This is a genomic window from Alteribacter lacisalsi (assembly GCF_003226345.1).
Lineage (GTDB): Bacteria > Bacillota > Bacilli > Bacillales > Salisediminibacteriaceae > Alteribacter > Alteribacter lacisalsi.
The window spans coordinates 399,810-423,527 of record NZ_PDOF01000003.1 but is presented as its reverse complement, the minus strand read 5'-3'; the positions used below and the strand labels follow the sequence as shown (position 1 = coordinate 423,527).

General features: G+C 49.5%; 27 protein-coding genes. 21 read left to right on the top strand and 6 right to left on the bottom strand.

The window, feature by feature from the left end; translation table 11 throughout:
• Positions 1-238: 238 nt before the first annotated feature.
• Complete coding sequence (locus CR205_RS16880) at positions 239-796, bottom strand: MerR family transcriptional regulator (RefSeq protein ID WP_110521316.1); 558 nt, start codon at positions 794-796, stop codon at positions 239-241.
• A 283-nt stretch (positions 797-1,079) separates the two neighbouring features.
• On the opposite strand from CR205_RS16880, the gene CR205_RS16875 reads away from it, so the two are divergent.
• From CR205_RS16875 to CR205_RS16795, 17 genes are all read left to right on the top strand, one after another.
• Positions 1,080-1,706 carry a YtxH domain-containing protein gene (locus CR205_RS16875; RefSeq protein ID WP_110521315.1) on the top strand — a complete coding sequence of 209 codons (627 nt, stop codon included), beginning with the start codon at positions 1,080-1,082 and terminating at the stop codon, positions 1,704-1,706.
• 114 nt (positions 1,707-1,820) lie between these two features.
• Positions 1,821-2,462, top strand: a complete 642-nt coding sequence (locus tag CR205_RS16870; protein ID WP_110521314.1) for a YtxH domain-containing protein — start codon at positions 1,821-1,823, stop codon at positions 2,460-2,462.
• 18 nt (positions 2,463-2,480) lie between these two features.
• On the top strand, positions 2,481-2,741 hold the full coding sequence (gvpA, locus tag CR205_RS16865; protein WP_110521313.1) for a gas vesicle structural protein GvpA: 261 nt from the start codon (positions 2,481-2,483) through the stop codon (positions 2,739-2,741).
• A gap of 91 nt (positions 2,742-2,832) precedes the next feature.
• Positions 2,833-3,102, top strand: coding sequence for a gas vesicle protein GvpO (locus tag CR205_RS16860; RefSeq protein ID WP_110521312.1), 270 nt, complete (start codon positions 2,833-2,835; stop codon positions 3,100-3,102).
• Between the two features lie 6 nt (positions 3,103-3,108).
• Positions 3,109-4,638 (top strand): gas vesicle protein GvpN, encoded by a 1,530-nt coding sequence (gene gvpN, locus CR205_RS16855; protein WP_110521311.1) that lies wholly within the window; start codon positions 3,109-3,111, stop codon positions 4,636-4,638.
• A gap of 15 nt (positions 4,639-4,653) precedes the next feature.
• Positions 4,654-5,418 (top strand): GvpL/GvpF family gas vesicle protein, encoded by a 765-nt coding sequence (locus CR205_RS16850; protein WP_110521310.1) that lies wholly within the window; start codon positions 4,654-4,656, stop codon positions 5,416-5,418.
• The gene (locus tag CR205_RS16845; RefSeq protein ID WP_110521309.1) at positions 5,415-5,672 is read left to right on the top strand and encodes a gas vesicle protein GvpG; all 258 of its coding nucleotides are present in this window, start codon (positions 5,415-5,417) and stop codon (positions 5,670-5,672) included. Before CR205_RS16850 ends, CR205_RS16845 begins: the two co-directional genes overlap by 4 nt.
• A gap of 18 nt (positions 5,673-5,690) precedes the next feature.
• Positions 5,691-6,512, top strand: coding sequence for a GvpL/GvpF family gas vesicle protein (locus CR205_RS16840; RefSeq protein WP_110521308.1), 822 nt, complete (start codon positions 5,691-5,693; stop codon positions 6,510-6,512).
• Between the two features lie 171 nt (positions 6,513-6,683).
• The gene (locus CR205_RS16835) at positions 6,684-6,935 is read left to right on the top strand and encodes a gas vesicle protein (RefSeq protein WP_110521307.1); all 252 of its coding nucleotides are present in this window, start codon (positions 6,684-6,686) and stop codon (positions 6,933-6,935) included.
• Positions 6,932-7,252 carry a gas vesicle protein K gene (locus tag CR205_RS16830; protein WP_110521306.1) on the top strand — a complete coding sequence of 107 codons (321 nt, stop codon included), beginning with the start codon at positions 6,932-6,934 and terminating at the stop codon, positions 7,250-7,252. Before CR205_RS16835 ends, CR205_RS16830 begins: the two co-directional genes overlap by 4 nt.
• 49 nt (positions 7,253-7,301) lie before the next feature.
• The gene (locus CR205_RS16825) at positions 7,302-7,622 is read left to right on the top strand and encodes a gas vesicle protein (RefSeq protein WP_110521305.1); all 321 of its coding nucleotides are present in this window, start codon (positions 7,302-7,304) and stop codon (positions 7,620-7,622) included.
• A gap of 93 nt (positions 7,623-7,715) precedes the next feature.
• On the top strand, positions 7,716-7,916 hold the full coding sequence (locus tag CR205_RS16820; protein WP_110521304.1) for a hypothetical protein: 201 nt from the start codon (positions 7,716-7,718) through the stop codon (positions 7,914-7,916).
• 90 nt (positions 7,917-8,006) lie between these two features.
• Positions 8,007-9,044 (top strand): nuclease-related domain-containing protein, encoded by a 1,038-nt coding sequence (locus tag CR205_RS16815; protein ID WP_110521303.1) that lies wholly within the window; start codon positions 8,007-8,009, stop codon positions 9,042-9,044.
• 405 nt (positions 9,045-9,449) lie between these two features.
• A complete protein-coding gene (locus CR205_RS16810; protein WP_110521302.1) occupies positions 9,450-9,965 on the top strand; it encodes a VanZ family protein in 516 nt (171 codons plus the stop codon).
• A gap of 52 nt (positions 9,966-10,017) precedes the next feature.
• Positions 10,018-10,404: a hypothetical protein gene (locus tag CR205_RS16805; protein WP_110521301.1), complete on the top strand. Its 387-nt coding sequence runs from the start codon at positions 10,018-10,020 to the stop codon at positions 10,402-10,404.
• A 5-nt stretch (positions 10,405-10,409) separates the two neighbouring features.
• The gene (locus CR205_RS16800) at positions 10,410-11,339 is read left to right on the top strand and encodes a hypothetical protein (protein ID WP_110521300.1); all 930 of its coding nucleotides are present in this window, start codon (positions 10,410-10,412) and stop codon (positions 11,337-11,339) included.
• A 53-nt stretch (positions 11,340-11,392) separates the two neighbouring features.
• The gene (locus tag CR205_RS16795) at positions 11,393-11,626 is read left to right on the top strand and encodes a hypothetical protein (RefSeq protein WP_110521299.1); all 234 of its coding nucleotides are present in this window, start codon (positions 11,393-11,395) and stop codon (positions 11,624-11,626) included.
• A 402-nt stretch (positions 11,627-12,028) separates the two neighbouring features.
• Here the strand turns inward: CR205_RS16795 and CR205_RS16785 are convergent, their stop codons facing one another.
• Genes CR205_RS16785 through pgsB form a run of 4 tightly spaced genes read right to left on the bottom strand, consistent with a single transcriptional unit; the run spans position 12,029 to position 17,290 of the window.
• On the bottom strand, positions 12,029-13,984 hold the full coding sequence (locus CR205_RS16785) for a gamma-glutamyltransferase family protein (RefSeq protein WP_110521297.1): 1,956 nt from the start codon (positions 13,982-13,984) through the stop codon (positions 12,029-12,031).
• A gap of 6 nt (positions 13,985-13,990) precedes the next feature.
• Positions 13,991-15,475 carry a CapA family protein gene (locus tag CR205_RS16780; protein ID WP_110521296.1) on the bottom strand — a complete coding sequence of 495 codons (1,485 nt, stop codon included), beginning with the start codon at positions 15,473-15,475 and terminating at the stop codon, positions 13,991-13,993.
• Between the two features lie 15 nt (positions 15,476-15,490).
• Complete coding sequence (gene pgsC, locus CR205_RS16775) at positions 15,491-15,940, bottom strand: poly-gamma-glutamate biosynthesis protein PgsC (protein WP_110521295.1); 450 nt, start codon at positions 15,938-15,940, stop codon at positions 15,491-15,493.
• Positions 15,941-15,985: 45 nt separating this feature from the next.
• A complete protein-coding gene (gene pgsB, locus CR205_RS16770) occupies positions 15,986-17,290 on the bottom strand; it encodes a poly-gamma-glutamate synthase PgsB (protein WP_268877435.1) in 1,305 nt (434 codons plus the stop codon).
• A 676-nt stretch (positions 17,291-17,966) separates the two neighbouring features.
• Between pgsB and CR205_RS16765 the strand changes: the two genes are divergently transcribed.
• On the top strand, positions 17,967-19,346 hold the full coding sequence (locus tag CR205_RS16765; RefSeq protein WP_110521293.1) for a cell wall-binding repeat-containing protein: 1,380 nt from the start codon (positions 17,967-17,969) through the stop codon (positions 19,344-19,346).
• A gap of 509 nt (positions 19,347-19,855) precedes the next feature.
• On the opposite strand, the gene CR205_RS16760 is transcribed toward CR205_RS16765, so the two are convergent.
• A complete protein-coding gene (locus tag CR205_RS16760; RefSeq protein WP_110521292.1) occupies positions 19,856-20,815 on the bottom strand; it encodes an LCP family glycopolymer transferase in 960 nt (319 codons plus the stop codon).
• A 261-nt stretch (positions 20,816-21,076) separates the two neighbouring features.
• Between CR205_RS16760 and CR205_RS16755 the strand changes: the two genes are divergently transcribed.
• From CR205_RS16755 to CR205_RS16745, 3 genes are all read left to right on the top strand, one after another.
• Positions 21,077-21,829, top strand: coding sequence for a YveK family protein (locus CR205_RS16755; RefSeq protein ID WP_110521291.1), 753 nt, complete (start codon positions 21,077-21,079; stop codon positions 21,827-21,829).
• Positions 21,810-22,523, top strand: a complete 714-nt coding sequence (locus tag CR205_RS16750; RefSeq protein WP_328587735.1) for a CpsD/CapB family tyrosine-protein kinase — start codon at positions 21,810-21,812, stop codon at positions 22,521-22,523. The genes CR205_RS16755 and CR205_RS16750 overlap by 20 nt, the downstream gene beginning before the upstream one ends.
• A 99-nt stretch (positions 22,524-22,622) precedes the next feature.
• Entirely contained in the window at positions 22,623-23,390 is a 768-nt protein-coding gene (locus tag CR205_RS16745; protein ID WP_110521289.1) for a tyrosine-protein phosphatase, read from the top strand.
• Positions 23,391-23,718: the final 328 nt, after the last annotated feature.

The following is a 23,718-nucleotide window of genomic DNA, read 5'->3' as shown; positions in this document are numbered from 1 at the left end:
TTTTATGCTGGCGAGTGGCTGGTGCTATGGGAGGGGAGGGTAGTGGATTGGCATTGGGGGTCTTAGCTGAACCTTTAGGGATTTTAGCAAGACCTTTAAGGGTTTTAGCAACCCCTTTAGAGGCCTTATTTTCTCTTTAGAGGTCTTAGCCGCTCCGCCCCCGTACCCGATGCCTCCCTGTACCAGCCACCACCGCCAAAAAGGCCCCCGCACCAGCGGAGGCCTTCTTATCTTATATTCAGCTCTTCTGAACCGTTTCGCGATCCTTAATCATCTCGCGGAACTTCTCCTCAAAGCGGCGGTCCACGTAGCGCTTCACAAACTCCTCGCGCTTCTCCAGATCCTCCTGTTTCATAAAGAAACGGCCTTTGCGGAAACGGTTTGTCTCAGGAAGTCCGTCCCAGTGGCGGAGGGACTCCTCCTCGAGCTCAGCCTCAATTTTTCGCCGCAGCACCAGATCCTGCACGCGCTGCTCGCGCATCTCTTCCTGGAGCTCGCGGCGCAGTTCTTCTCTGATTTCCTCCATATTAACCTCACCGCCATGAGTGGGGAACGGGCGCAGATCAAACTCACCCTCAAGTTCCTTAAAGATCGCGTCCATGGACCAGTTGTCCTCGCGTTTCTCCTTCACAAACCGGGCAATATCCAAATCGAGATCGTCATAAATCCGTTCCTCGTCCGCCCGGTTCACATAATGAAGCTTCCGTTCCTCGAGTTTACGAAACCAGCTGTCCACGGTACTCGCGTGCTTTCCGATTTCTTTTGCCAGATCACTGATCTTATAGTATTCCACCATAACTACCCGTCACCTCTTTGTGTTCATTTTCGTCGTTCACTGGAAATTCACAGTACTGTATTCATACCTAATCTATTTCCCCGAAAAATCCTTATCGAATCCTGAAAATTACGGTAAATTTGTCCATTTTCCCGCCACACAGGCAAAAACGATCCCAATGCCACCCCCTGAAAAAATCCCTGTGCGCCAAAATAACTAAATATGAAAGAAGGGGCGAATTTCCAGTTTTGCACCTTCCAATAAGGGTATAGTCCACAGAAATCACGTTTAGGAGGAATGTGAAATGTCCAGCAAACAAAACGAACATCAGAACCAGCAGGAAGAGCCCCAGTCAGCGCAGCAGGATCACGCAGGATCACAAGGGAACGGGCAGCAGAATGAAGAGCCGTTGCAACAGCACCACCGCTCACAGAGCCAGAACGGAAACGTTCCGGTGCAGGAACCGTCAGGAGGCGGATTCTCAACCGGCAGCTTTATCGCCGGCGCAGCAATTGGAGCCGTCATTGCTTCAGCAGCAGCCGTCCTATCCACTCCTAAAAGCGGAAAAGAAGTAAGAGAAGACCTCGTGGGCAAATACGAGGATACTACTCAAAAAGGAAAAGAAACGTGGCAGGGCGTTGTCGACTCATCCACCCAGAGCTACGAGAGTCTGAAGGATAAAGCGAATGAAATCACGGACAGCATCACGAGCTGGACGTCCAAAAAGAAAAATGAAGCTGCAGACGGTCTGCGCGAATCAGCAGACAAAGTAGCTGCAACAATCGAGGACGAAGGAAATCCGAACGAAGATTCAAACACTAGCATTTTAAGCCAGCCTCCATCCGCACAGCAGGATGAAGAAGGTGAACAATCAGAAACTGAAGAAACATCCGAAGAAAACCAGGAATCTGAAGAAAAAGCCGGCAAGTAACCACACTGCATCACAAAAAGCCTGTTTATTAAAAAAGAGAGCACGAGCCTCTCTTTTTTTACCCTGCAAAAATGAAGATTTAACCACATTTGGATAAAGGAGGCGTGCCAGGACATGTCAGAGGAAACGAATAACACCGAAGAAGAAGAGGTCACTCAAGAAGAAGATACTCAAGAAGAAGACATTCAAGAAGATGATGACATTCAAGAAGATGAAGATACTCAAGAAGAAGGCAGAATCAGCACGGGGCGCAAAGCCCTCGCTGCAGGTGGAGCCGGACTCGCCATCGGCAGCCTTGCCTTCCTGAATAAAAATGTCCGGAAAAAAGCAAAAAGCCTCCTTGGCTCCGCAAAAGAAGAGGCGAAGGAAGAAGCAAAGGAACAGCTCGACGATCACCCGAAAGCGAAAAACGCCGCCGCAGCCACGTTTATCGGAAAGAAGTTTTATAACCTGTTTGAAAAGGTACGGAAAACCAAGGAGCAGGTAAAAGAAAACGTAGAAGAAGCCGGTGACAAACTCCAGGACACAGGAGAACAGCTGCAGGAAAAAGCAAAAGTCGCCAAACGACGCATTACAGACAAAGCAGAAGACGCCAAAGAAGAAGTAAAAGACAACGAACTCACCGGCGGAGGCTCCTCTGATTCGGACGATGATAATGAGGACGGTGGTATTAAAAAGACCAGCGACATCAAAAAACCGTCCGACATCAAAAGCGCAACACAAATCAAAGGCTCAGATGATATCAAAAAGCCTTAAAAAAGGAGAGTGCCGCACATGGCCGTTCAAAAAAGTACAGATTCATCAAGTCTAGCCGAAGTGATTGACCGCATCCTCGACAAAGGTGTCGTAATCGACCTATATGCACGTATTTCCCTCGTGGGAATCGAACTCATCACCATCGAAGCCCGCGTTGTCATAGCATCTGTTGACACATGGCTCCGCTACGCGGAAGCTGTAGGACTGCTCCGCGATGAAGTCCAGGGCGAAATTGACGAAGAGTCCGAAGAAGGCTCCGCCCGCCTGAACTTTGCCTAAACATCTCAGCAGTGAAGAATCTGGTGCTTAGCACAGCACCAGGTTCTCTTTCCTGCGTACAAAAATCAGACGCCAAAGGTGGGATACCACAATGAAAATCGAAGAAGTCATCGACACAGTCAAAGTATTCTTCAAAGACCACGTCTACCCCGTCTACCGAATCACCTCCATCGTCACCGAGGAAAAGGGATGGGACGTAGAAGTCGAAGTAATAGAAGAAAAAGAATATATGAAAAAATACGGACGCGACCAGCTTCTCGGTGTCTATCACGCACGTGTCAACTCAGAATTGGAAGTCGAATCCTTTTCCAGGAAAAACCTCCGATACCGCGCAGCAAGAGTCGAAGAAAAAGGGAGGTAACACCCCATGGGCCTGAAAAAAATACTCACCCGCGGCAGCAAAGAGAACGACAAGAGCAAAAACAACAGCCGCAGTGCCTCCGGGCAAAAAAGCGCACCAGCGAATAAAAACAAAAGCCAGTCCACGCAGCAGAGCGGTACCGGATCAAAAAAAAGCACCAGTTCCCGGTCCGGCTCTAACACGGACTCAAACCAAAAATCCAAATCCGCATCCAATACCGGATCCGAAGATAAAACGCAAAACAGCAAAAACACAAACAGCAAGTCAGACACACAGCAGAAATCAGCTTCAAGCTCCAGCAAAAAATCAGAAGCGAAATCGGAATCCAGCAGCAGCGCTGGATCAAGTACCAAATCTGACTCCGGAAACAAATCCGAATCCGGCACAAAATCAGATTCCAGCTCCAAATCTAGTTCCGACAACAAGTCCGGATCAGGCACTAAATCAAATGAGAAATCCAACACAAATTCCACCAGCAAATCTTCATCTAGCAAACAAGACTCCAAATCCAGCTCAGAATCGAAGTCTAATTCAAAATCTGATGCAAACCGAAACAAAGACTCCAAAAACGAGTCCCAAAATGACTCATCCAACAATCGTGACGCAGAAGATAACAGCTCCGACCGCGAATCGGTCCGGCGCTCACGCAACATTGACCTTGAAAATTTCGTCGTCACTGATGACGTAGAGAAGCTCGTTGCCCGCTCCAGGCAATACCTGAACGCCGGGTACCCGGTTCATTTCACTGGACCAGCCGGTGTCGGTAAAACGTCACTTGCCCTGTATCTCGCAAGCCTGTACGACCAGCCGGTCGTTTTTCTCCAGGGTAACCACGAGATGGCAAACGTTGATCTGATCGGTGGCACGAGCGGCTATAAAGCTTCGAAAAACGTGGATAACTTCATCCGCACGGTCTACAAGTACACTGAGGAACTGAACGAAAAGCGGAGTGAAGGCCTGCTCGCCAAAGCCGCGAAAAACGGCTATACCGTCGTGTATGACGAATTCACACGCTCCCGCCCGGAAACGAACAACCTTCTCCTGAGCGTCCTTGAAGAAGGCGTGCTGCCCCTTTACGGCACCAAACAGGACGAAGCGTTCATCCGTGTGCACCCGAATTTTAAAATCATCTTTACAAGTAACCCGGTCGAATATGCCGGCGTTTTCCAGTCACAGGACGCCATCCGGGATCGCCTGATTACGCTTGAGCTTGCCCGCGGATCCAACGAAACGGAAGCCCAGATGATCAAGGATCGGACCGGCATCGAGCAGGAGGAAGCAGAAACGATCGTGGAACTGGTGGAAAATATCCGCAAGTTCTGTGAGAAGGAAGAGGTTCAGGGACCTAGCTTCCGTGCTTCAATTATGATCGGCGACATCGCCAAGCATAACAACATCCCAATCAATTCGTCGGATGAAGATTTCATCACGCTCTGTAAAGACGTCCTGTCTGACGCCGTTAAACGGTGCATGGAGGAAAAGAGCAGCGATACCGACGCCAAAGATAAAATTGCCAAAGAGCTTAAAAAGATATAGAGGGGGATTCCCTGCATGACCACAGAGACAGAAGGCATCTACATGTTCTGCGCGATTCCGTCCGCAGAAGACCAGACGTTCGGCAAAGTGAAGCTTGCCGGCGAGCACCGTAAAGTCTATACAATCCCTTATAAAGATGCTGCCATGGTTGTCACCCGTGCCCCGGTTCAGATATACGAGCCGAGCCGGCAGAACCTGAAAGCCCACCAGGACCTGGTTGCAGACATTATGAAAAAGTATACCGTAATCCCAATGAGCTTCGGGAACGTCCTGCAAAATAAAGAAGACGTACGTATACTCATGGGAAAACTTTATAAGCAGTTCACCGAAATCTTCCCGAAAATCGAAAACAAAATTGAAGTGGGCCTCAAGCTTGTTGGCAAAAAGGAATGGATCGAGCGTACCATACAGGAAAACCCGAATATCCAGTCACTCAAGTCAGGAGCTGAAGGTAAATCCAAGCAGGCCGGATACTACGACCGGATCAAGCTGGGGGAAGCAGCGCGCACGTTTATGACCGACCTGCAGATCCACTTTGACAAAGAGATTTTCCAGCAGCTGGCCAAAGAGGCCGATGCGGCGAGGAACAATGACCCTGTGAGCGAACGGATGGTTATGAACGCATCTTTTCTCGTGGACCGTGATAACGAGCAGGCATTCGATGAACTCGTCAACGAGATTCACGAAGAGTGGGGTGACCGTCTTGACTTCAAATATACCGGTCCGTGGCCGGCGTACAACTTCATCAACATCAAACTGAAAGCAGAGGGTGCCTCATGATCTTTAAAATCTTCACCTGGCCTCTCGATACCCTGATTATGGTCGGCGAGAAAGTGAAGGAAGAGGTAGACAAGGAACTGTACGACCTCGAGCACATCCAGCAGAAACTTGTCCACCTGCAGATGATGCTCGAAATGGAGGAAATCTCCGAAGAAGCCTACGACAAGCAGGAGGAAATCCTGCTCCAGCGCTACCGGGTCGCCAAGGAGCTCGAACAGCAGCAGCTCCGGGAAGCTCTGGAAGAAGATCAGTAAAAGGAGGGAGACGCCCCAATGCAGACAAAAACAGACCAGCTCATCTACCTGTACGCACTCATTCCCACATCCGAAATAGCCGATGCCGCCCCCTCTGACCAGCCGGGCATCGACCCGGAGGAAAAACTTCAGTTTCACGAAACCGGCCCGGTGACCGCCGTCATCTGCCGGGTAAAGCGAAATGAATTCAGTGAAGACGAACTGAAAAAGAATGCCGAAAACATGGAATGGCTTCAGGAAAAAGCGTTTCATCACCACGAAACGATGAACCGCCTGAACCGCGACTTCACGGTTATTCCGCTCAAATTCGGCACCATTTACGAGACCACAGTCAGTCTCGAACAGACGCTGCAGACGAAGCAGGACCGCCTTACAGAACTCTTCTCCGCCCTTGCCGGCAAGGAAGAGTGGAACGTGAAAGTGTACGCCGACCGCGACACGTTTACCGAGACGGTTCTTGAAACAAGCCCGGTCATCGCCGAAAAAAACAAGGCGATCGAAGGCATGAGCAAAGGCAAACAGTTTTTCGAACGGCGTAAGCTCGACCAATTTGTCTCGGAACAGGCCGACCGTGAGATTGCCGAGAAATGCGACGCGCTCCACGAAAGCCTCAAGGAAATGAGCAGCGATCACGAAATCAAGAAAAACTGGGACCGCAAAGTGACCGGCCGAAACGAAGCGATGTGCTTCAACAGCGCCTATCTGCTCAACTCCGAGCAGTCAGGCACGATCATGGAAGCCGTAGAAGCTGCCAACAGCGACCCTGCAAACGCCGGCCTCACCTTCGAGCTAACCGGACCCTGGCCCGCCTATCACTTCTCTTCGCTCGAGGAAGGCTAAGAGCTGCAAAGGTCCAGCTAAGACCCCTAAGTCTAAATTTAGACCCGTAAAGGCTTAGCTAAGACCCCTAAATCCAATTTAAGACCTTTAAAGGCCTTACTAAGAGCCCCAAACCTAGCCCTGGGCGCAAACCATAACCACCCACCTAAACAGAACCGAGGTGACCGCACCATGCAAACGAGCCGCATAGGCGATCCGAAACCCATGGAAAACCAGGATGTCTCACTCCTGGATATACTCGACTGTGTCCTCGATAAAGGCGTTGTCCTCCGCGGTGACATCACCATCTCCATTGCCGACATCGACCTCGTTTACCTGGACCTGCGCATCCTGCTCACGTCCGTTGAGACCCTGATCCAGTCGTCCCAGTCTGATACCCATGACGACACATACGACAAAATGAAGGAGGCCCAAAAACTATGACCCGAACAGACTCACTCGCAGCAGCCAGTCCAACATCACTCACAAACCAGCCAACCGGCCGCGTGTCACTCGACCCGGAAAAAGCCGAAGAAGGGCTCGCCCAGCTCGTCCTGACCGTTATTGAGCTCCTCAGACAGCTTGTTGAACGTCAGGCCATGCGCCGCGTAGACAGCGGAAACCTGAACGACGAACAAATCGAAAAACTCGGCGTCGCCCTCATGAACCTTGAGGAAAAAATGGACGAACTCAAAGAACACTTTAACCTTGACGACGATGACCTGAACATCGACCTCGGCCCGCTCGGCAACCTGCTCTAGAAGCAACCTGCACGATCCAGCCGCATACACTAAGGAGAGTGAACACCCCATGGAACGAGATAGAAATGAAATCAAACAGTCCACCAACTCCAACAGCCTCGTCGACGTACTCGAAACCGTTCTCGACAAAGGCGTCGTTATCGCCGGCGACATTAAAATCAACATCGCCGATGTGGAACTCCTTACAATCAAAATCAGACTCCTCATCGCATCCGTGGACAAAGCCAAGGAAATCGGCATGGACTGGTGGGAAACCGACCCACACTACTCCTCCAAAGCCACCGATCTCAAGCAGGAGAACGACTACCTCCGCGAACAGCTCGAGGAACTGGAGGAAAAAGTGAAGAAAATAAGCTCAGATGCAGAGTAATCATATTAACCCGGCATACATTTCCTAAATGCCTTGCCGGTTAGCTGAACCACCCCGAAGCAACCCAGCCGCCAAAAAGAAAGGAGGTCCGCCATGAACAAAAAAGATTTTTTCAATGATCTCGCCCGGCTCATTAAAGATCTGGAGCACAGTGACCAGTCTACAGTCGCACGCACCGAGGAAAAAGAAATCAGTAACCCTGCCGGGCGCGGGAAAAAAGGGATCCTCAAAACCGATTACGTTTTCCGCGCCAGAACCGGCCTGCCTCAATCCCGTAAACCGCCACGCCGATAGCGGTTTCTTTTTTTTGTACAAAGTCCCGACCACTTCATGTAAAATAAAAGCAACCCTCAGTAAACTCTCCGCACGAAAGGATGCCTCTCCATGACAATGATCATTCGGATGCCGCGCACCAAACCACTCGATCTCCTCGCTGAAGAAGCTCTCATAAGACGACTGCCCGATCGCCACCCCAAAAAAGCCGACGTCATTACCCAGCACCGCATGACAGTCTCAGGTCATAAGGGAGAAGTAAACACCGAATTTCACATCGAAACCGCCGACATTCCGCCTTTTTACATCTACTGCAATCCGCGCCTCCCCTACAGACCAGCCGACTATGTGCAGATCGATACACTCCTCGTCTCACGTCACCTTGCCATTATCCTTGAAATTAAAAACAACGGCGGCACCTCTCTCTATTTCAAAGGCGACTCCGAACAGCTCATCCAGGAAAGATGGGATGAGACAAAAGAGGAGTACACGGAAAAAACCTACAACTGCCCAGTAGAACAGGCCAGACGACAGAAATCCAAGCTCCATATTTGGCTTCGCACAAACCGCCTTCCGCCAATCCCCATCGAGTACCTTGCTGTCATGGCAAACGACAAACCCAAAATCCTCTTCAGCGAAGACTTCCGCCACAAGCACCGCGTGGTCAGGAGATCCCACATTGAATCAAGACTTCAGAGAGTGCTGAAAAATTACCCTGACGAAGCTATTACCTCTGATGAACAAAATCGTATAGACGCCCGGATCCTCAATGATCATACCCCCTTCATCCCAAATTTGATGAAAAAATATCAGCTCACTATCAACGATCTAAACAAAGGTGTGTTCTGCCACACATGCCCTTGGCAGCAGCTCCTCCGGGGACCGAGAGGCTGGAGATGCCATAAATGTGAAACCAGATTCAACACGAAGGATGTTGTCATGTATGCCCTTAAAGACTACTGGCTCCTATTGGGAAACACAGTTACACACAAAACATTCGCCGACTTTTTAAAACTCGAACCCCACACTGCAACAAGCATACTTAAGAAGCTCCATTTACCTTCCGAGGGGAGGGGGAGAGGAAAGACGTATAATCTCAGCCCTCTCTTCGCAGCACCAGAACTTCTAAAACCCCTAAAAAAAATTTAAGACCGTTAAAGACTTATCTAAGACCTCTAAACAAAAACTAAGACCCTTAAAGGCTTATCTAAGACCTCTAAACAAAAACTAAGACCTCTAATGCAACATCCAGTTCCATAATCTCCACAATCCCTTACCACCAGACACCACTCGCACCTTAAACAAACGTTTATTTAACCTGCAAATCCCCACGAATCTCACTCGAATCCTGAAGAAATCACAGATAATTCCCACAAACACCCAATTCTCCTATATAATAGACCCCATCGAGCCATCTAACTGCACGCAGCTAAACCTAAACGCAGACCTTAAACTAAAACCCTGATTACCCAACTGCATCCAGCAAAACCTAAAATCCCAAACCCAAACCCCACCCAAACATAACCACCACCAAATAAAGGAGCACCACACACCATGTCCAACTGGCACAAGAACTATCCGAATCACCTGCTCAGCCATTACGTCCCGTTTCTCGCCTGGATAGGCATGATTCAGTACGCCTCATCCATGCCCGCAGGCGACCAGAGCCTCGACTCGCCGCTCAGCGCCCTCAACTTAAACTGGGTCGAGAACATGTTCGGCTGGGTGAGCTTTTACTACGGCACCAGCGTTGTCTCACTCGAAACCCGCACAACCGAACAGTTTGTGGAATTCTTCCTTCGAAAAGGCGCACACGTTCTCGTCTATCTTGTACTCGCCATACTCGCGTACCGCGTCGCCCGGCTGTGGATCAGACGCATCCCCGAAGCTGCCGTCGCCGCCATCGCTTTTATCACCGCCTACGCGGCCTACGATGAAGTCCGCCATCATTTTCATCCCGGACGGAGCGGTATGGTTGAAGACGTACTCCTCGATATGGCCGGCGGCGCGATCGGCATCCTCATCTGGGTGCTCATTGAACGCAGAAACAAATGGAAAAGAAATCCGTAACCCGCACCAACGGCATCACGACTTACACAGCAAAAGGGGAGGGAAGTATCGAATGCGAGTACTATTCACGATCATCCCGGTCCTGATTCTCGCCGTTCTGCAGCAAGGCTGTCTCAATTCCACGGAAGAGGCGAGCAGCACAGTGAACTGGCAGGGTACCATCATCGAGAAAAACATCATAAACGAACATGGCGAATTGACCTACGAATTTTTAGTCCTTGAAGGCGATCACGATACCGAAGGGGTTCATACAGGCAACGTGCTCCATGTAAGCGAGGACGAGAATCTGGATCTGGCTTATTACCGAACCGACGAGACCACCTATGATCAATTTGATAGAGGCAATTACGTAGAACTCACCGGCCCTGATGAAGAGGCAGACACGGCTCCGCCTGTGAGATATCCGAATAATATCAGTCTGATTGAGGAAGAGGGGTAGAGTATATGCCATCTGATCTTGCTTGGATTTTGATTATAATCATTTTATGTCTCATCGTTGTCCCATTTATCTGGCGTACGAAGTACTTAAACGAGTCTACTGTCCAGTTTATCATTCCAGGATTAATGGTATTTACAGTAATAATCACATTATTAATTAATATACCAGAGCTTTTAAGGCCCGGAAAAATAGCAGATCAGGCAATATTAGATTTTATTTTACAAAACCAAGCGATTGCACATACGCTCTTAATTGTCTCAATATTCCTTATATTAATATTGGTTTGGATGATTGCAAGGCTGCCTTTCTCTGATAAAGATCTAAGAAAGTTTTCTTTGTTCGGGGCTTCAGCGGAGTTTGCTGCACAAGTCGAACAGAAGTATACGAAAGTAAGTGAGGTATATTCGTTGCAAGAGGCGGTAAGAACGATCCTGCTGGATCAAGTATCAATAAATAAAAATATTCCAAATTTTATTATTGAGAATCGTGTTGAAGATCAAGATGGTAATGAAAGTATTGAATACGTTATTGACGTAATACAGCTGCTTACATACGTTCTTAGAACAATTCAGAAGGGTTACTCTTATGGGCAGTCGAATTATGAATTAAGATACTTTGTTTCTGCTACGAACGAGTATTCAGAGGAAGAGTTGAAAGAGCAGGTCGACAGACAGCCGGTTTCGATTAAAGAAGCATGCCATAACGTCCTTTTAACTGGTACTGATTCAGTCTACAAAGGAACAATCGCGTTTAAAACGAACATGTTCAGTACTACGGATGAGTTCGCCCTTGTGAGTATTCATACTGAAGACTTCAATTTCCAGGAACAGGACCTTGATTTCTTTAAAAACATATTCTCAATTGTTCAAGTCTTAACCGAATACAATATAATCCGAATGTGGACAAAGCGTAACGGCTTGGAACTTGAGAGATAAATTGGCGAATGGTATGATTTTGTTACACTCATAATTGGGGAGGAAGGTGAACCATGGCTGACCAGAAAAGCACACTCGAAACTTCCGCTGTTTCAGAAAGCCGTAAACCAAGTCGTGGAAGAATCCGCTATGGTGTGAAGAAAGACGGGTCAGAGGGAATTGTTACATCCAGAAACGTTACTTCCAACATCGAAATTGATGAGGCCAGGATTCGCGATGTAGTTATGGCGAAAGGCTATAAAACCCAGACAGATCCACTATTCAGAAAAAGATTTACTCGTAAATAAACCTAAACAAACAAGATATTGCATACCATAGGGCAAGGTAATCATAAAGGAGTGATTAGCTTGCCCTTAGCATATAAGTTTATTGACGGCGAAATGATTAAGTTTAAAACAGCGAGCACGAGCAGGGCTGCCCACTTAGAGCCGGACAATGAACAGATTAGAAAAATCGTCGAACAGAAATGTTATAAGAAGAGCCAGGATCCTTTCCTCAAAGAAATATACAATAAGATCCCATTTAAAAAATGAAGAAAGTACAAACAACAATTACAGCAGGAAAACGCCCCCTTGATTAAATGAAGGGGGCGTTTTCACTATCGCAAAACCCCCAAAAAAGAACCTCCCCAAACCGGGGAGGCCCTCTCACTCAAATTACTCAAAACTCATCAAAAGACAATTCAAAACCTATTCAACATCATCATCCCCGCCGTCCTGCTGATCCTGTTCACCTTCATCGGTACCAAGCTGCCATGCGCCGCCGCGGCGAGGGTCGCCTCCGCCGAAGATTCGCTGGACAGCACCGTTTTCGTATTCAACGCCGAGGCCCTGAATACCGCCGTAGAAGAGAGGCGAGTTACGGATCTGCAGGTCATAGCCCATATCCTCAAGGAAAATGTTCTGAATATCATCTGAAATGCCTGTTTCGTTATAAATCAGGTTGCCTTCCGTATAGAAACGGCCACGGGAGATCGCTTCCTGAAGAGTCAGCGGCTCACCTGTATCATCATGTACACCATAGGCATACTGCATAATCGTCTGGAAAACCATTGCCGGAATCCGTCGTCCGCCAGGGGACCCGATTCCTAGCTCAGCCATTTCCATTTCACCGGCAGTTTCATCCGGCTTGTTGGCCAGGATGATCGGAGATACGAACGTACGCGGACGTTTGCCCGGCTCATACACGTTCGGTGACTCCGCGTTGCCGCTGAAGTTGTACATCTGGTTATTTAAGAACACACCATTTACGTTGTTACCTGATCCGAAGAACTCACCGAGAGAGTGGGTGGCAGAAACCATCCGGCCTTCCTGGTCCACAACGACAAAGTGCGTCGTGTGACGGGAGTCATTCATCGCAGCAGGCTCATCGAACTGATCGGCGTAGGAGATACGGTCAAAATTAATCCGGTCCTCATCGGCCAGGATCCCGTCCGTGAACGGCATGCTCACAGGCTCATTAAAGTCCATATCGGTGTTAAATTCCGGGTCACCGACAGTATCAAGACGAGAACTGTAAGCCGCTTTCGTGATCTCAGTCATCAGGTGAATGTAAACCGGAAGCCACGCTTCGTCGTTCACGAGATGGCCCAGTTTCACTTCGCCACCATCGTCAACCCAGTCACTCATATTCATATTCCCGAACGCCTCGGCGTCAGACTGATCGCTCAGTCCCTCGAGCGCTTCCTGCAGATCAAGACTTTCTGCCATCTGAAGCATCTGAATCGTCGTTGCCGCAGAGGAAGGAGCAGAAGCACCGTACACCGTGTAGTCGCCAAAGTCGCCTACAACCGGATCGTACTGCTTCACGTCGTATTCAAGAAGATCGTTCGTTGACAGCTGCGTATTGTCTGCCACAGCCTGGGCAAATTCACCTTCATAAAAAGCAGAGGCACCTTCTTCACCGATCCGCTCAAGCATCTCAGCCATCCGCGTCTGGACGAGCTCTTCGTGACGCTCGATCGCACGGCCGCCAGGGAGGTATTCCTCCTGAGTCTGAGGATCATTGAACATAATGTAACGTGACGCCCGGTCAATCCGGTCGCTCAGCATCGTATCCACGAGGAAGCCGTCTGCCGCAAGGGTATGAGCATCCTCAATCAGTTCAGGCCACGTAAACTCATTACCATAGTCCTGATAAAGTTTTTCTAGTCCTGCTACAAGCCCGGGAACCGCAACACCGCGGTCATCCCACGCACCGCTTGTCGGCGCAGCTTCACGATAGTCATAGCTTGCTACTTCTCCGCCAGGCTCGTGAACGAGCATCTGACCGCCGCCGCCGAGACCGGAACCAAACGGTTCGACCACGTTCAGCGTAAACGCAACGGCAATGGCCGCTTCAACGGCGTTCCCGCCATCACGGAGCACACTCATACCCGCATCGACTGCAAGGGGGTGCCCGGCACTCACGCCGTAAACGTAGCCCTGGTCTTCAGGCTCCTCGATCCCATCTTCGGAACCGTCATCATCTCCTGAGCCTGCATCTCCGCCACCGCCGGAACCGGTGCCCACCTCAAGGGTTTCCTCCTGATCATCGTCGGCGTAAGGGTCGGAAATCTGCAGGATGTTATCTTCAAATATCGTAAACACCACGAGTCCAAGAAAAATCAGGATCGCAGCCACATTGGTTATCCGTAATGCTGTCATATCCCCTTACTCATTCCTTTCCCAGTCGAGCACGCCGGCAGCGTCAAGATCCACAACGAGGCGCCCGTCTTCGGTATGCCACAGATCGCGGTCAAGATTTTTGCGCAGCGTACGGAACATCCGCCAGTCACGGTAAGGCTTCATAATTCCCTGCGTCGCCCGCGGCGTCGAGTCAATTACGTTCATCGGAATAAAGCTCACCTGGGAGCTTCCGTCATCTAAAATATCAAGCTGGGCGAGGGTCGATTCCTTCGTCCGTGTCCAGCCCTGGTCAAACACAAAGTTGCCCAGGCCGTACATCACAAGTGTACTGTTTGTCGTGCCGTCAGGGGCTTCCATGGAAAGGATCTCCACTTCCTCAAGTACGTGGGAGTGGTGACCGATAATCACATCGGCGCCGGATCGGGACATAATTCGTGCCATAGCCGCTTGTTCGTCGTTATACCCGACCTGATACTCCTCGCCCCAGTGGACGTGAACCATCACGATATCCGCATTCTGATCGGCCTCGCGGATCCGCTGCTGCATAAGCTCAAGACCGGAGCTGCTCGTTCCTTCACCTACAAAGGACGTGGTAAATACCCCGTAGCTCTGTCCGGCACTAAAGTTCGGATAAAACACATCGGTAATCCCGAGCACCGCAATGGTCGGGCCGTTTTCAAGCTCATGATAAGAGATGCGTGCTGCATCCATGTTTTCATCTTCAATGATCTCATCCTGGGTCCGCTCATCACGGGCAGGCTCTTCATTACCGGCGTCACCGTCTTCCATACCGCCGTTGTCTTCCTCACCGCCGGCAGCAGGATCATCTGACTCGCCGTCCTGGGCGAACTCATCATCTTCAAAACCTTCTTCACCCCAGCCGTCCTCTTCGAAACCATCTTCGCCGAACTCGTCGCCTTCTACGACGATCTCACCGGTTTCATCACCGAGGCGGTGGCCGATTCCGACCATCTCAATGCCGGTTCCTTTCATATGTTCCATCGTCTGGTCAAACGAAAGAGTACCGTAGTCGAGCGTATGGTTATTCGCAAAGTTAACCGAGTCAAACCCTGCATACTGCAGAGCTTCAATCGTACCGAGCGGGCCATACAGGTGAATCAGTTTATCAAACTCATATTCATCCAATAGATCATCAAAATCATCCATCCTGTCGTCCATAACCGGAACCTCAAGGTTCCCCGTTACGTAGTCCGACTCATGAAAATAAGGCGCTGTGTAGCGGAAGACCCGCGACAGCGGCTCACCGGCCTGCTCAGCTGCATCCTGCACGTGACGGCCTGTCATCATATCCCCGACCATGGAAATTCTGTGCTCCACATTGTCCGGGCGCGTATTTTCAGGAACATCTACTGAGTTCCAGAACGGTTCTGTAAACATAATAAGCAATACAATAGCTAATGCAATAATCGAATGGGGCAGGGCTTTCTTCCGCTCGCGCATCGTCCAGGCCCGCATACGTTCTTTAAAGTCTTTTTTCTCCTTTTCCATACAACGGATCCCTCTCTAGAACAAGTGATAGGCTGTGATTAGTACGAAAGTTAAGAACGAAATCACAAGCGTGGAACTGAACGTCGGTATAACTCCCTGCTTCTGGATAGTGTTGGCTATCAGACCGGGGACAATAACCCCGATCCCCCGAAGCTCGAAGGTCTCAAAGGCGGTCATGGGGTAAAAGAAATCAAAGCTCATCTTCAGAAGCACCCCGACCACAAGCATAGCAGCAAACTTACGGCGTCCGTATAACACGGTCAGACGCCCAAGCACCTGAGTAACCAGTAAGAAAGTAATTAAACTGATAATAGCAACGACCACTACGGCCATCAGGTGATCAAAAATCAACGCCATATAGCCGGGCACGATTAGCCCGGCTGGCATGATACCTGTTTTTTCCACGTACACCAAACTGAGTAAAACTCCCAATACAATTGCAATATATAAGTCTGTACCGAACACGGCGGCGACATCTCCTTCACGTTCTGAAATTAAATGGTTTGTCTGTTACTTAAGCGGAGTCTGAATATAATTCGGATTCGCTGCACGGGAGCGCTGGCTCCGCGGAGGTAATCCTCCAGACACTGTTTCCTTCGCTGGTGCATCCTCGTTCTCGAGTTTATAATCTTCAAGCCGCGCATCGTCCAGCAGACGGATCTCTTCAATCGCTTCAGCGAGATCTTCACCGCTTCCTTTAATGTTACCAATACCGTAAATAACCGAATCGCCCGGCAGCGCCTGAAGCTTCTCAAGCACCGTTTCAGCCGGCTGCTTCTCAAGATTAATCACTTCCTCATAAGGAAGCTTGCCTTCTTTGTGGGCATTCAGGATCGGTCTAACACCGCTTCCGATCAGGATGAGCGTCTTCGCATCAAAGTGCGGCAGCACATCATCCACAAACTGAAGCGTCCGGTCCATCCGGTCTTCACGGCAGTTCATGATGATTGTACCGTGTTCCATCGGATAGTCGAGCTCCTTCACACGGTCCCAGATGCTCAAAGTAGAAGTAGCATCGTTCGCCGCAAATCCGTTAAAAAAGTATTTCGGCCGGGCAGGTTCCCCGAACCGGTGCACACGCATGGCACCTGGATCCACCGGCGCTGTCAGCATCCCGCGAAGAGCAGTCTCCCGGTCAATGCCCAGTGCCTCGGCTACACCAAGAGCAAGAGCGGCATTCTGAGGGAAAATCATGAACGGGAACTGTTTCAGATATTCCTCGTCCACAACACTTTCTTCTGCCACTATCACTTTCGTATTTCGTTTTTGAGCGATGCGTTCAAAATAACGCTGATACTCCGTTTCCGGAATAATGAGGTAGCCGTTATGCGGAATCGTCGAACTGAACGCCTCGGCAATATCATCAAGCGTTGGTCCCATCACATCAAGGTGGTCCTCAATCACGTTCGCGATAACCGTGATATTCGCTTTTACAAGATGCTCCTGAAACACCTTCTGGTACTCAGGATTAACCGCCATACACTCACTCACAAACGCTTCGGCGCCGCGGTCAACCACTTTTCGCGCCATATGCTTCTGCTCGCTGATGTTCGGCCCCTGCAGTCCGCGGACAATCGGCTCTTCTTCCTCCTGATCCCAGTAAAACATCCGGGCAGACGTCCCGGTCGTCTTTCCGACAACCTTCTGACCGTCTTCCTTAAGAATACCGGCAATCAGGCGCGTTACGGTCGATTTCCCCCGTATTCCATTAATAAGGACACGCGTCGGAATTTTGTTGATTCGCTGCTTGATCCGGTAGTGCTCCACAACTCCCATGACTAGTACCAGGACAGCAAAGATTCCTAGATAGAGCAATTCATTCACAATAAATGGCCTCCGTTTCTCGATCATGACTGATCATTATGCACACACAACTATTCGAACCGCCGGGCAAACTAATGGGGAAAGAAAGAAACTTTAGTATCCCCCTACCCGGTCACAATGAAATCTAAATGTTAAATTCGCAAAAAAAGGGGCAAAAAAGTCCTACTTCATCATTCTATCAGACAAAGACGGCAAAATTCATCCCAGTGTTACACTTGGAAAGAATTAATTTCTTTTCCATCCCTCAAAGAAAGTCGCACAACCGTGGCATTTTATGTCGTTTTTTACGATAGTATGACAAGCTGTAACGAAAACGTAATCTTCTAAACCTAGATTTCTTTCCCCCTATTTCTATAGAATAAACGTAGATTAAATAGAAATTTGTAAAATTCACGCTGACCGGCACCGGCCCATGGCAAAAAAGAGAGAGCCCGGACCACCGGACAAAAACAGACTCAGCGTTGTTTTACAAAAGGCACTGTTACAATCTGGTCCAAAAGTAATATCGGTTGATCGAAGCAGACGGGAAGGGGAACCCGGTCAGCTGACATCAGCATAAATGTAACAGCGTCTTACTTTCCTTACTTAAGAGAGAGAATACTAGAGAAAAAAGAGAAAACAGAGAGAAGACAAAAAATTGGGAGAAAGAAAGAGGGTTGAAGGGAGAATGAGAAAAGGGTTAATCAGCGTGATGGCACTCGTACTCGTACTCACGAGTCTGGTCCAGCCGTCACGAACAGAAGCAAGCCAGGTCGACGACATTATTGACATTTCACAGAACTACATCGGAACACCGTACCTGTGGGGAGGGACGGATCCGAACACAGGCTTTGACTGCTCAGGCTACCTCTGGTACATATTCCAGCAGATCGGCATCACACTGCCGAGAAGCGCCCAGCAGCAGTACGACGGAGGACAGCCGATCTCAAACAGTGAGCTCCAGGCAGGCGACCTCGTATTCTTTGAAAATACCGGAAGCCGCCCAGGGGTAACGCACTCAGGCCTTTATATGGGTAACGGCAATATGATTCACACATCCGCCTCCCAGGGCGTCATCATCACACCGATGAGCAATTCCTACTGGGCACCACGCTACGTAGGTGCGAAGCGCTACATCCAGCAGCCGACAGAACCGAACGTTGATGTTCATATGCTCTCCGGCGCTGACCGCTTCCAGACATCAGTGGAAGTATCCAAGCAGATGTATCCGAACGGATTCCCAACAAATCATTCTGACAAAACCGTCATTATCGCAACAGGTTCAGAAGCAGCTGACGCGCTCTCAGCCGGCCCGCTTGCCGCTGAATACGGCGACGCTCCGATCCTCCTTACTCGAAGCGACCGCCTTCCGAGCACACTCGCATCTGAAATCAACCGCCTCGGCGCTGACCGTGCTGTCATCATCGGCGGCGAAAACGCCATCAGCCCGAACGTGGAAGCGAACCTTATGAACACAAACATCAGCCAGGTGGAGCGCATCAGCGGGTCCAACCGCCTGGAAACGAACCAGCTTATTAATGAACAGCTTACGAACGTGGACGGCTACTTTGTGGCCTCCGGTATGGATTTCCCTGACGCTCTTGCTGCCGCACCAATCGCAGCAGGCGAAAACTTCGGGATCATCCTGACAAACGGCAGCCTCCGTGACGGCGGCGCTGCTCTTCTTAACGGCCAGGATGCCTTTATCGTAGGCGGTGAAGCAGCCGTGAGCAGCCAGATCGAAGCTCAGGTACAGGCAGCCGCAGCTAGCACGACACGTCTTGCCGGTGCGAACCGATACGGCACGAACGCGGCGCTGCTACAGTACTTCTATGGAAGCGGCCTGACTACCGACGCGGTCGTTCTTACGACCGGAGGCGACTTCCCAGATGCACTCGCAGCCGCACCGCTCGCAGCTGCAGCCGACCTGCCGCTCGCACTAGCCGGAAGCTCTCTTTCAAACGAAGTGGGCAGCTACTTCAACGGCTCAGGCGCAGGCAGCCTCTACGTCATCGGCGGCCAGCTGAGCGACAACGTCATCAACGACATGCGCTACGCAGTGGAATAAGAAAACAAGGTATACGACAGTCCCGGTTGCCATTTGGTGATCGGGACTTCTTTTACGCAGCTGAGTCGGAGGAGTAAGTGGGACTGCGGAGAGAGGGTCATTACAAACAAGTACCTTCCGGTACATAGACTGTAAAGAAGCGTGGTGATTCCGCTGCAGGCGGACGCTTACCGCGGGCATTACCTCAGCCTCCTCGGGAAAGGCGCCCTGCGGGGTCTTCGGTTAATGCAATTCCCGCAGGAGTCGCCGCCTTCCGCTTCATCAATGCAATGGTGAAAGACAGATGTCGCGTACGATATTTAACAGTAAGAGATCCAGTTAGTTCAGCATCTATTGATTGGAGCGAACGCGCGCCACTCCTGCGGGAAAAGCGCGTTCAGGGGAGACCCCGCAGAAGCAAAGCGACGAGGAGGCTCCCGAACCGACCGCGAAAAGGGCGGGCAGTGAGCGGAAATCGATCCAAACCTAAAAAAAGTGCCCCGGCTCCGGGACACCTTTACGCTATCGTATTAAGATTCTTCATCTTCCTCTGCATCGTTTACGACAACCTGGTCGTCATTCAGGCCGAGGTGGGTGCGCAGTTCACCGGACACGCGCTGGCGTTCGTCTTCATCTACGATGTAGTACCAGACGTTGTCGATTCGGGAGCCGGAACCGGCGATTTCGAGTGTTTCCGAGTTGTGGCGGGCTTCGCGGTAGTTCGACTGGATTTTCACCATCTTATCAAACGTCAGGTCTGTGCGAATGTTGTTGCCGAGTGCGTCTAAAATGTCACCAGCTCTTGTAATAGAAGAAAAGTGTGCTCCTTCATGGATCATGGCTGTCAGAACTTCACGCTGACGGGCGTTTCGGCCCAGGTCACCCTGCGGATCGCTGTTTCTCATCCTGGTGTAGGCAAGTGCCTGTGAGCCGTCCAGCTGGATTTCGCCTTCGGCGAACTCATAGGAATTCTGGCGGAAGGCGAAGCTGTTGTTTACAGTAACACCGCCAAGAGCATCAACCATTTCCTGAAAGCCGTCCATGTTGACGGTCATAAAGTAGTCGATCGGAATATCGAGAAAGTTCTCGACTGTTGCCATGGCCATTTCAGGTCCACCGAAGGCGTAGGCATGGTTGATCTTGTCGTCAAAGTCCCGTCCGACCATTTCGGTACGTGTATCCCGTGGGATGCTTAGCATTTTCATACTCTCATCTGACGGGTTAACAGTGACGACCATAATCGTATCGGTTCGTCCGCGTTCACCCCGGACTTCGTCCGTGTCCACTCCGAGGAGCAGGAAGGAGAGGGGTTCCTTTTCTTCGATGTCTACTTCGAGTTCGCGCTTTTCTGATTTTTCGCGATCGACATCTACATGCATCTGATTGTTAACGGTGCCCTGGACGCTCTGATACATGTAAAAGCCGTATCCTGCAATCGATCCGATGATAAGCAGCATAATAAGACCGGTGATTAAAAAAAACTTTTTCATTTTTTTTTCTCCTTCAAAATAGATATATCTTGATTATAGTGTCAATCTACGGAAACGACAATAAGCAAAATACCCTTAGGGTATAGGCTTTTTACACATTAAACCACAATATACTTGGTAGAGCGCATTCGACTTTAAGTAAGCGTTTTCTACAAAATGGGACTTTTCTATAAGACTTTTTCCTCAAAAAGGGATTTACAGAACTTGCCTTAGCATTTATGATAAATGGAGGAAAACATAGGAAGGAAGCGGGAACTAAATATGGAAGAAACGATAAGTTTAAAGGATATTTTTCAGACTCTTAAAAAAAGACTCGTGCTGATCATAGGAATTACGGCAGCCGCAGTCGCCGTCAGCGCACTAGTCTCCTATTTTCTACTCACTCCGATGTACCAGTCTTCGACACAAATCCTTGTCAACAAGACTTACGATGAAACAAACACAACTACTTCAGCAGATGTCAGAACCAATCTGGAACTTATAAATACATATAATGAAATTATTATATCTCCTAGAATTCTCGATCCTGTTATTGAAGAGACGGGAATTAATGCTTCTGTCAGTCAAATTCGAAATATGGTTTCGGTAAACAGCCATAACGACTCCCAGGTGGTTAGCATTAGAGTGGAAAGTGAAGATCCGGCACAGGCTGTTGAACTGGCCAATACGATAGCCCTAGTATTTCAGAGAGATATTGTGGAGCTCATGAATGTGGACAACGTATCGATTCTCTCAAGTGCGGAACTGTCGGAAAATCCTTCACCGATCAGCCCGAATCCGACTTTGAACATGGCCATTGCCTTTGTGGTCGGCATGATGGGTGCTGTGGGACTGGCATTCCTGCTCGAGTTTTTGGATAATACGCTGAAAGACGAAGAAGGGGTGGAAGAGGCACTCGGCCTGCCGGTACTGGCAAGCATTGCCCCAATCGACATAAAAACCGTGGACGTAAAAGAGCTGCGGGATGACGATTCGAGACTCAGCAGAACGGGACGTGGAAACCTTGGCGCGTAGACGTAAACAAAAAGATCAGTTAACAGACAAGCAGCGTAGTCTGATTGCCTATCATTCACAGAAATCACCGGTAACAGAGCAGTTCCGAACACTGAGAACAAACATTCAGTTTGCTTCTGTGGATAAAAATATTAAGAAGATTCTAATTGCATCAAGCGGTCCGGCTGAAGGGAAGTCGACGGTGATCGCCAACCTAGGTGTAGTCCTTGCCCAGCAGGGAAACCGGGTGCTTCTCGTGGATTCGGACATGCGGAAGCCAACCGTGCATTTTACATTCCAGCTCAATAACACAATGGGTCTTACGAGTGTGCTGACCCGTTCGAAACGGTTTCTTGACGTGGTGCAGAATTCCGGAATTGAGGATCTCGATGTCCTGTCATCCGGACCTGTGCCGCCAAATCCGAGTGAACTGCTCGGATCAAAAGCGATGGCGCGATTCCTTGACGAAGCCGATCAGCAGTATGACTATATTCTGTTTGACGCTCCGCCGGTTAACTTGGTCACAGACGCCCAGGTGCTCAGCAGCCTCACAGACGGCGTGATCTTCGTGCTCCGTAGCGGAAAAACAGAAAGAGAAACGGCCGTGAAAGCCGTAAATGCATTGAAAAAAGCGAATGCCAACGTGATTGGTACCGTATTGAACGACCGTAAAATGGACGATAACAGCTACTACTATTATTATGGTGAAAACTAACATCACAGATTACTAGAGTATCCCCTTTCCAACGGGGTTGTAAACGCTGAGACGCTGTTTCAGACAAAAAACAACAAGCAGACGAAAGGGGATGCTTTTATGTTCGACATACACTGTCATATTTTGTCGAATCTGGATGATGGCCCCTCGAATGAGGCGGAAGCACTTACGATGGCACAGGCTGCCGTGCAGGAAGGGATTCGTACGATCGTAGCCACGCCCCATCATAAACACCCGAGCTATTCCAATGCCGGTGATCGTGTGCTTGAAAGCACAGCACGGTTAAACCACCTTCTTCAGGAGAACGGAATCGATCTGACGGTCCTTCCAGGGCAGGAAATCCGCCTGAACGGAGATCTAATCAAAGACTACGAAAACAGGAATATCCTCACACTTAACGGATCGAGGTATTTTTTTGTGGAGTTCCCCTCCAACGAAATACCTAGATACGCGATACGACTTTTGTACAGTATCCAACAGGAAAAAGGACTAGTTCCGGTCATCGTTCATCCTGAACGAAACAAAGCGGTCATGAAAGACCCGGACCGGCTTTATGAACTCGTCCGCAACGGCTGCCTGACGCAGGTAACCGCAGCTTCCGTAACCGGACGTTTCGGAAAAAAGATCAAACGGCTGTCCGAGGATCTGATCGATGCGAATCTGGCTCACTTTATCGCAAGTGACGCTCACGACACGGTCAACAGGCCTTTCTGTATGAGAGAAGCCTACGACGCGATCGAAGACGAGTTCGGGACGAGCGCCCGCTATTATTTTCAGGAAAACGCCGAACTGCTCGTCAAAAACCAGCAGGTAATGATCGAGCCGCCGGAAAAAGTGAAGCAGAAAAGATTTCTAGGTTTATTTTGAGACCAGAAATAAATAAGTACTTTGTATGCCTATTATCTGTATTATACTACTTTCGTTTTAAGTGTCAGCTTTATGAGCATAAAAGTATTACAAAACGATGACATTCAGGTAATGCCTCCTCACCTTTATCAACGGAGGTACTCGGCCACGCTGTGGGTTCGTTCATTATAGTGAACAACCTTAGACATTTGTTGTCACCGGTGGGGTGTGAGGTCAGGTTGAATGCCTGTTTCTACATATATAAGAAAGTCTATTCAGGAAAAGCAGTAACCCATCGTTATTCCACTCCAGAGTAATGATCGGTTACTACTTTTCAACAATAAGAACA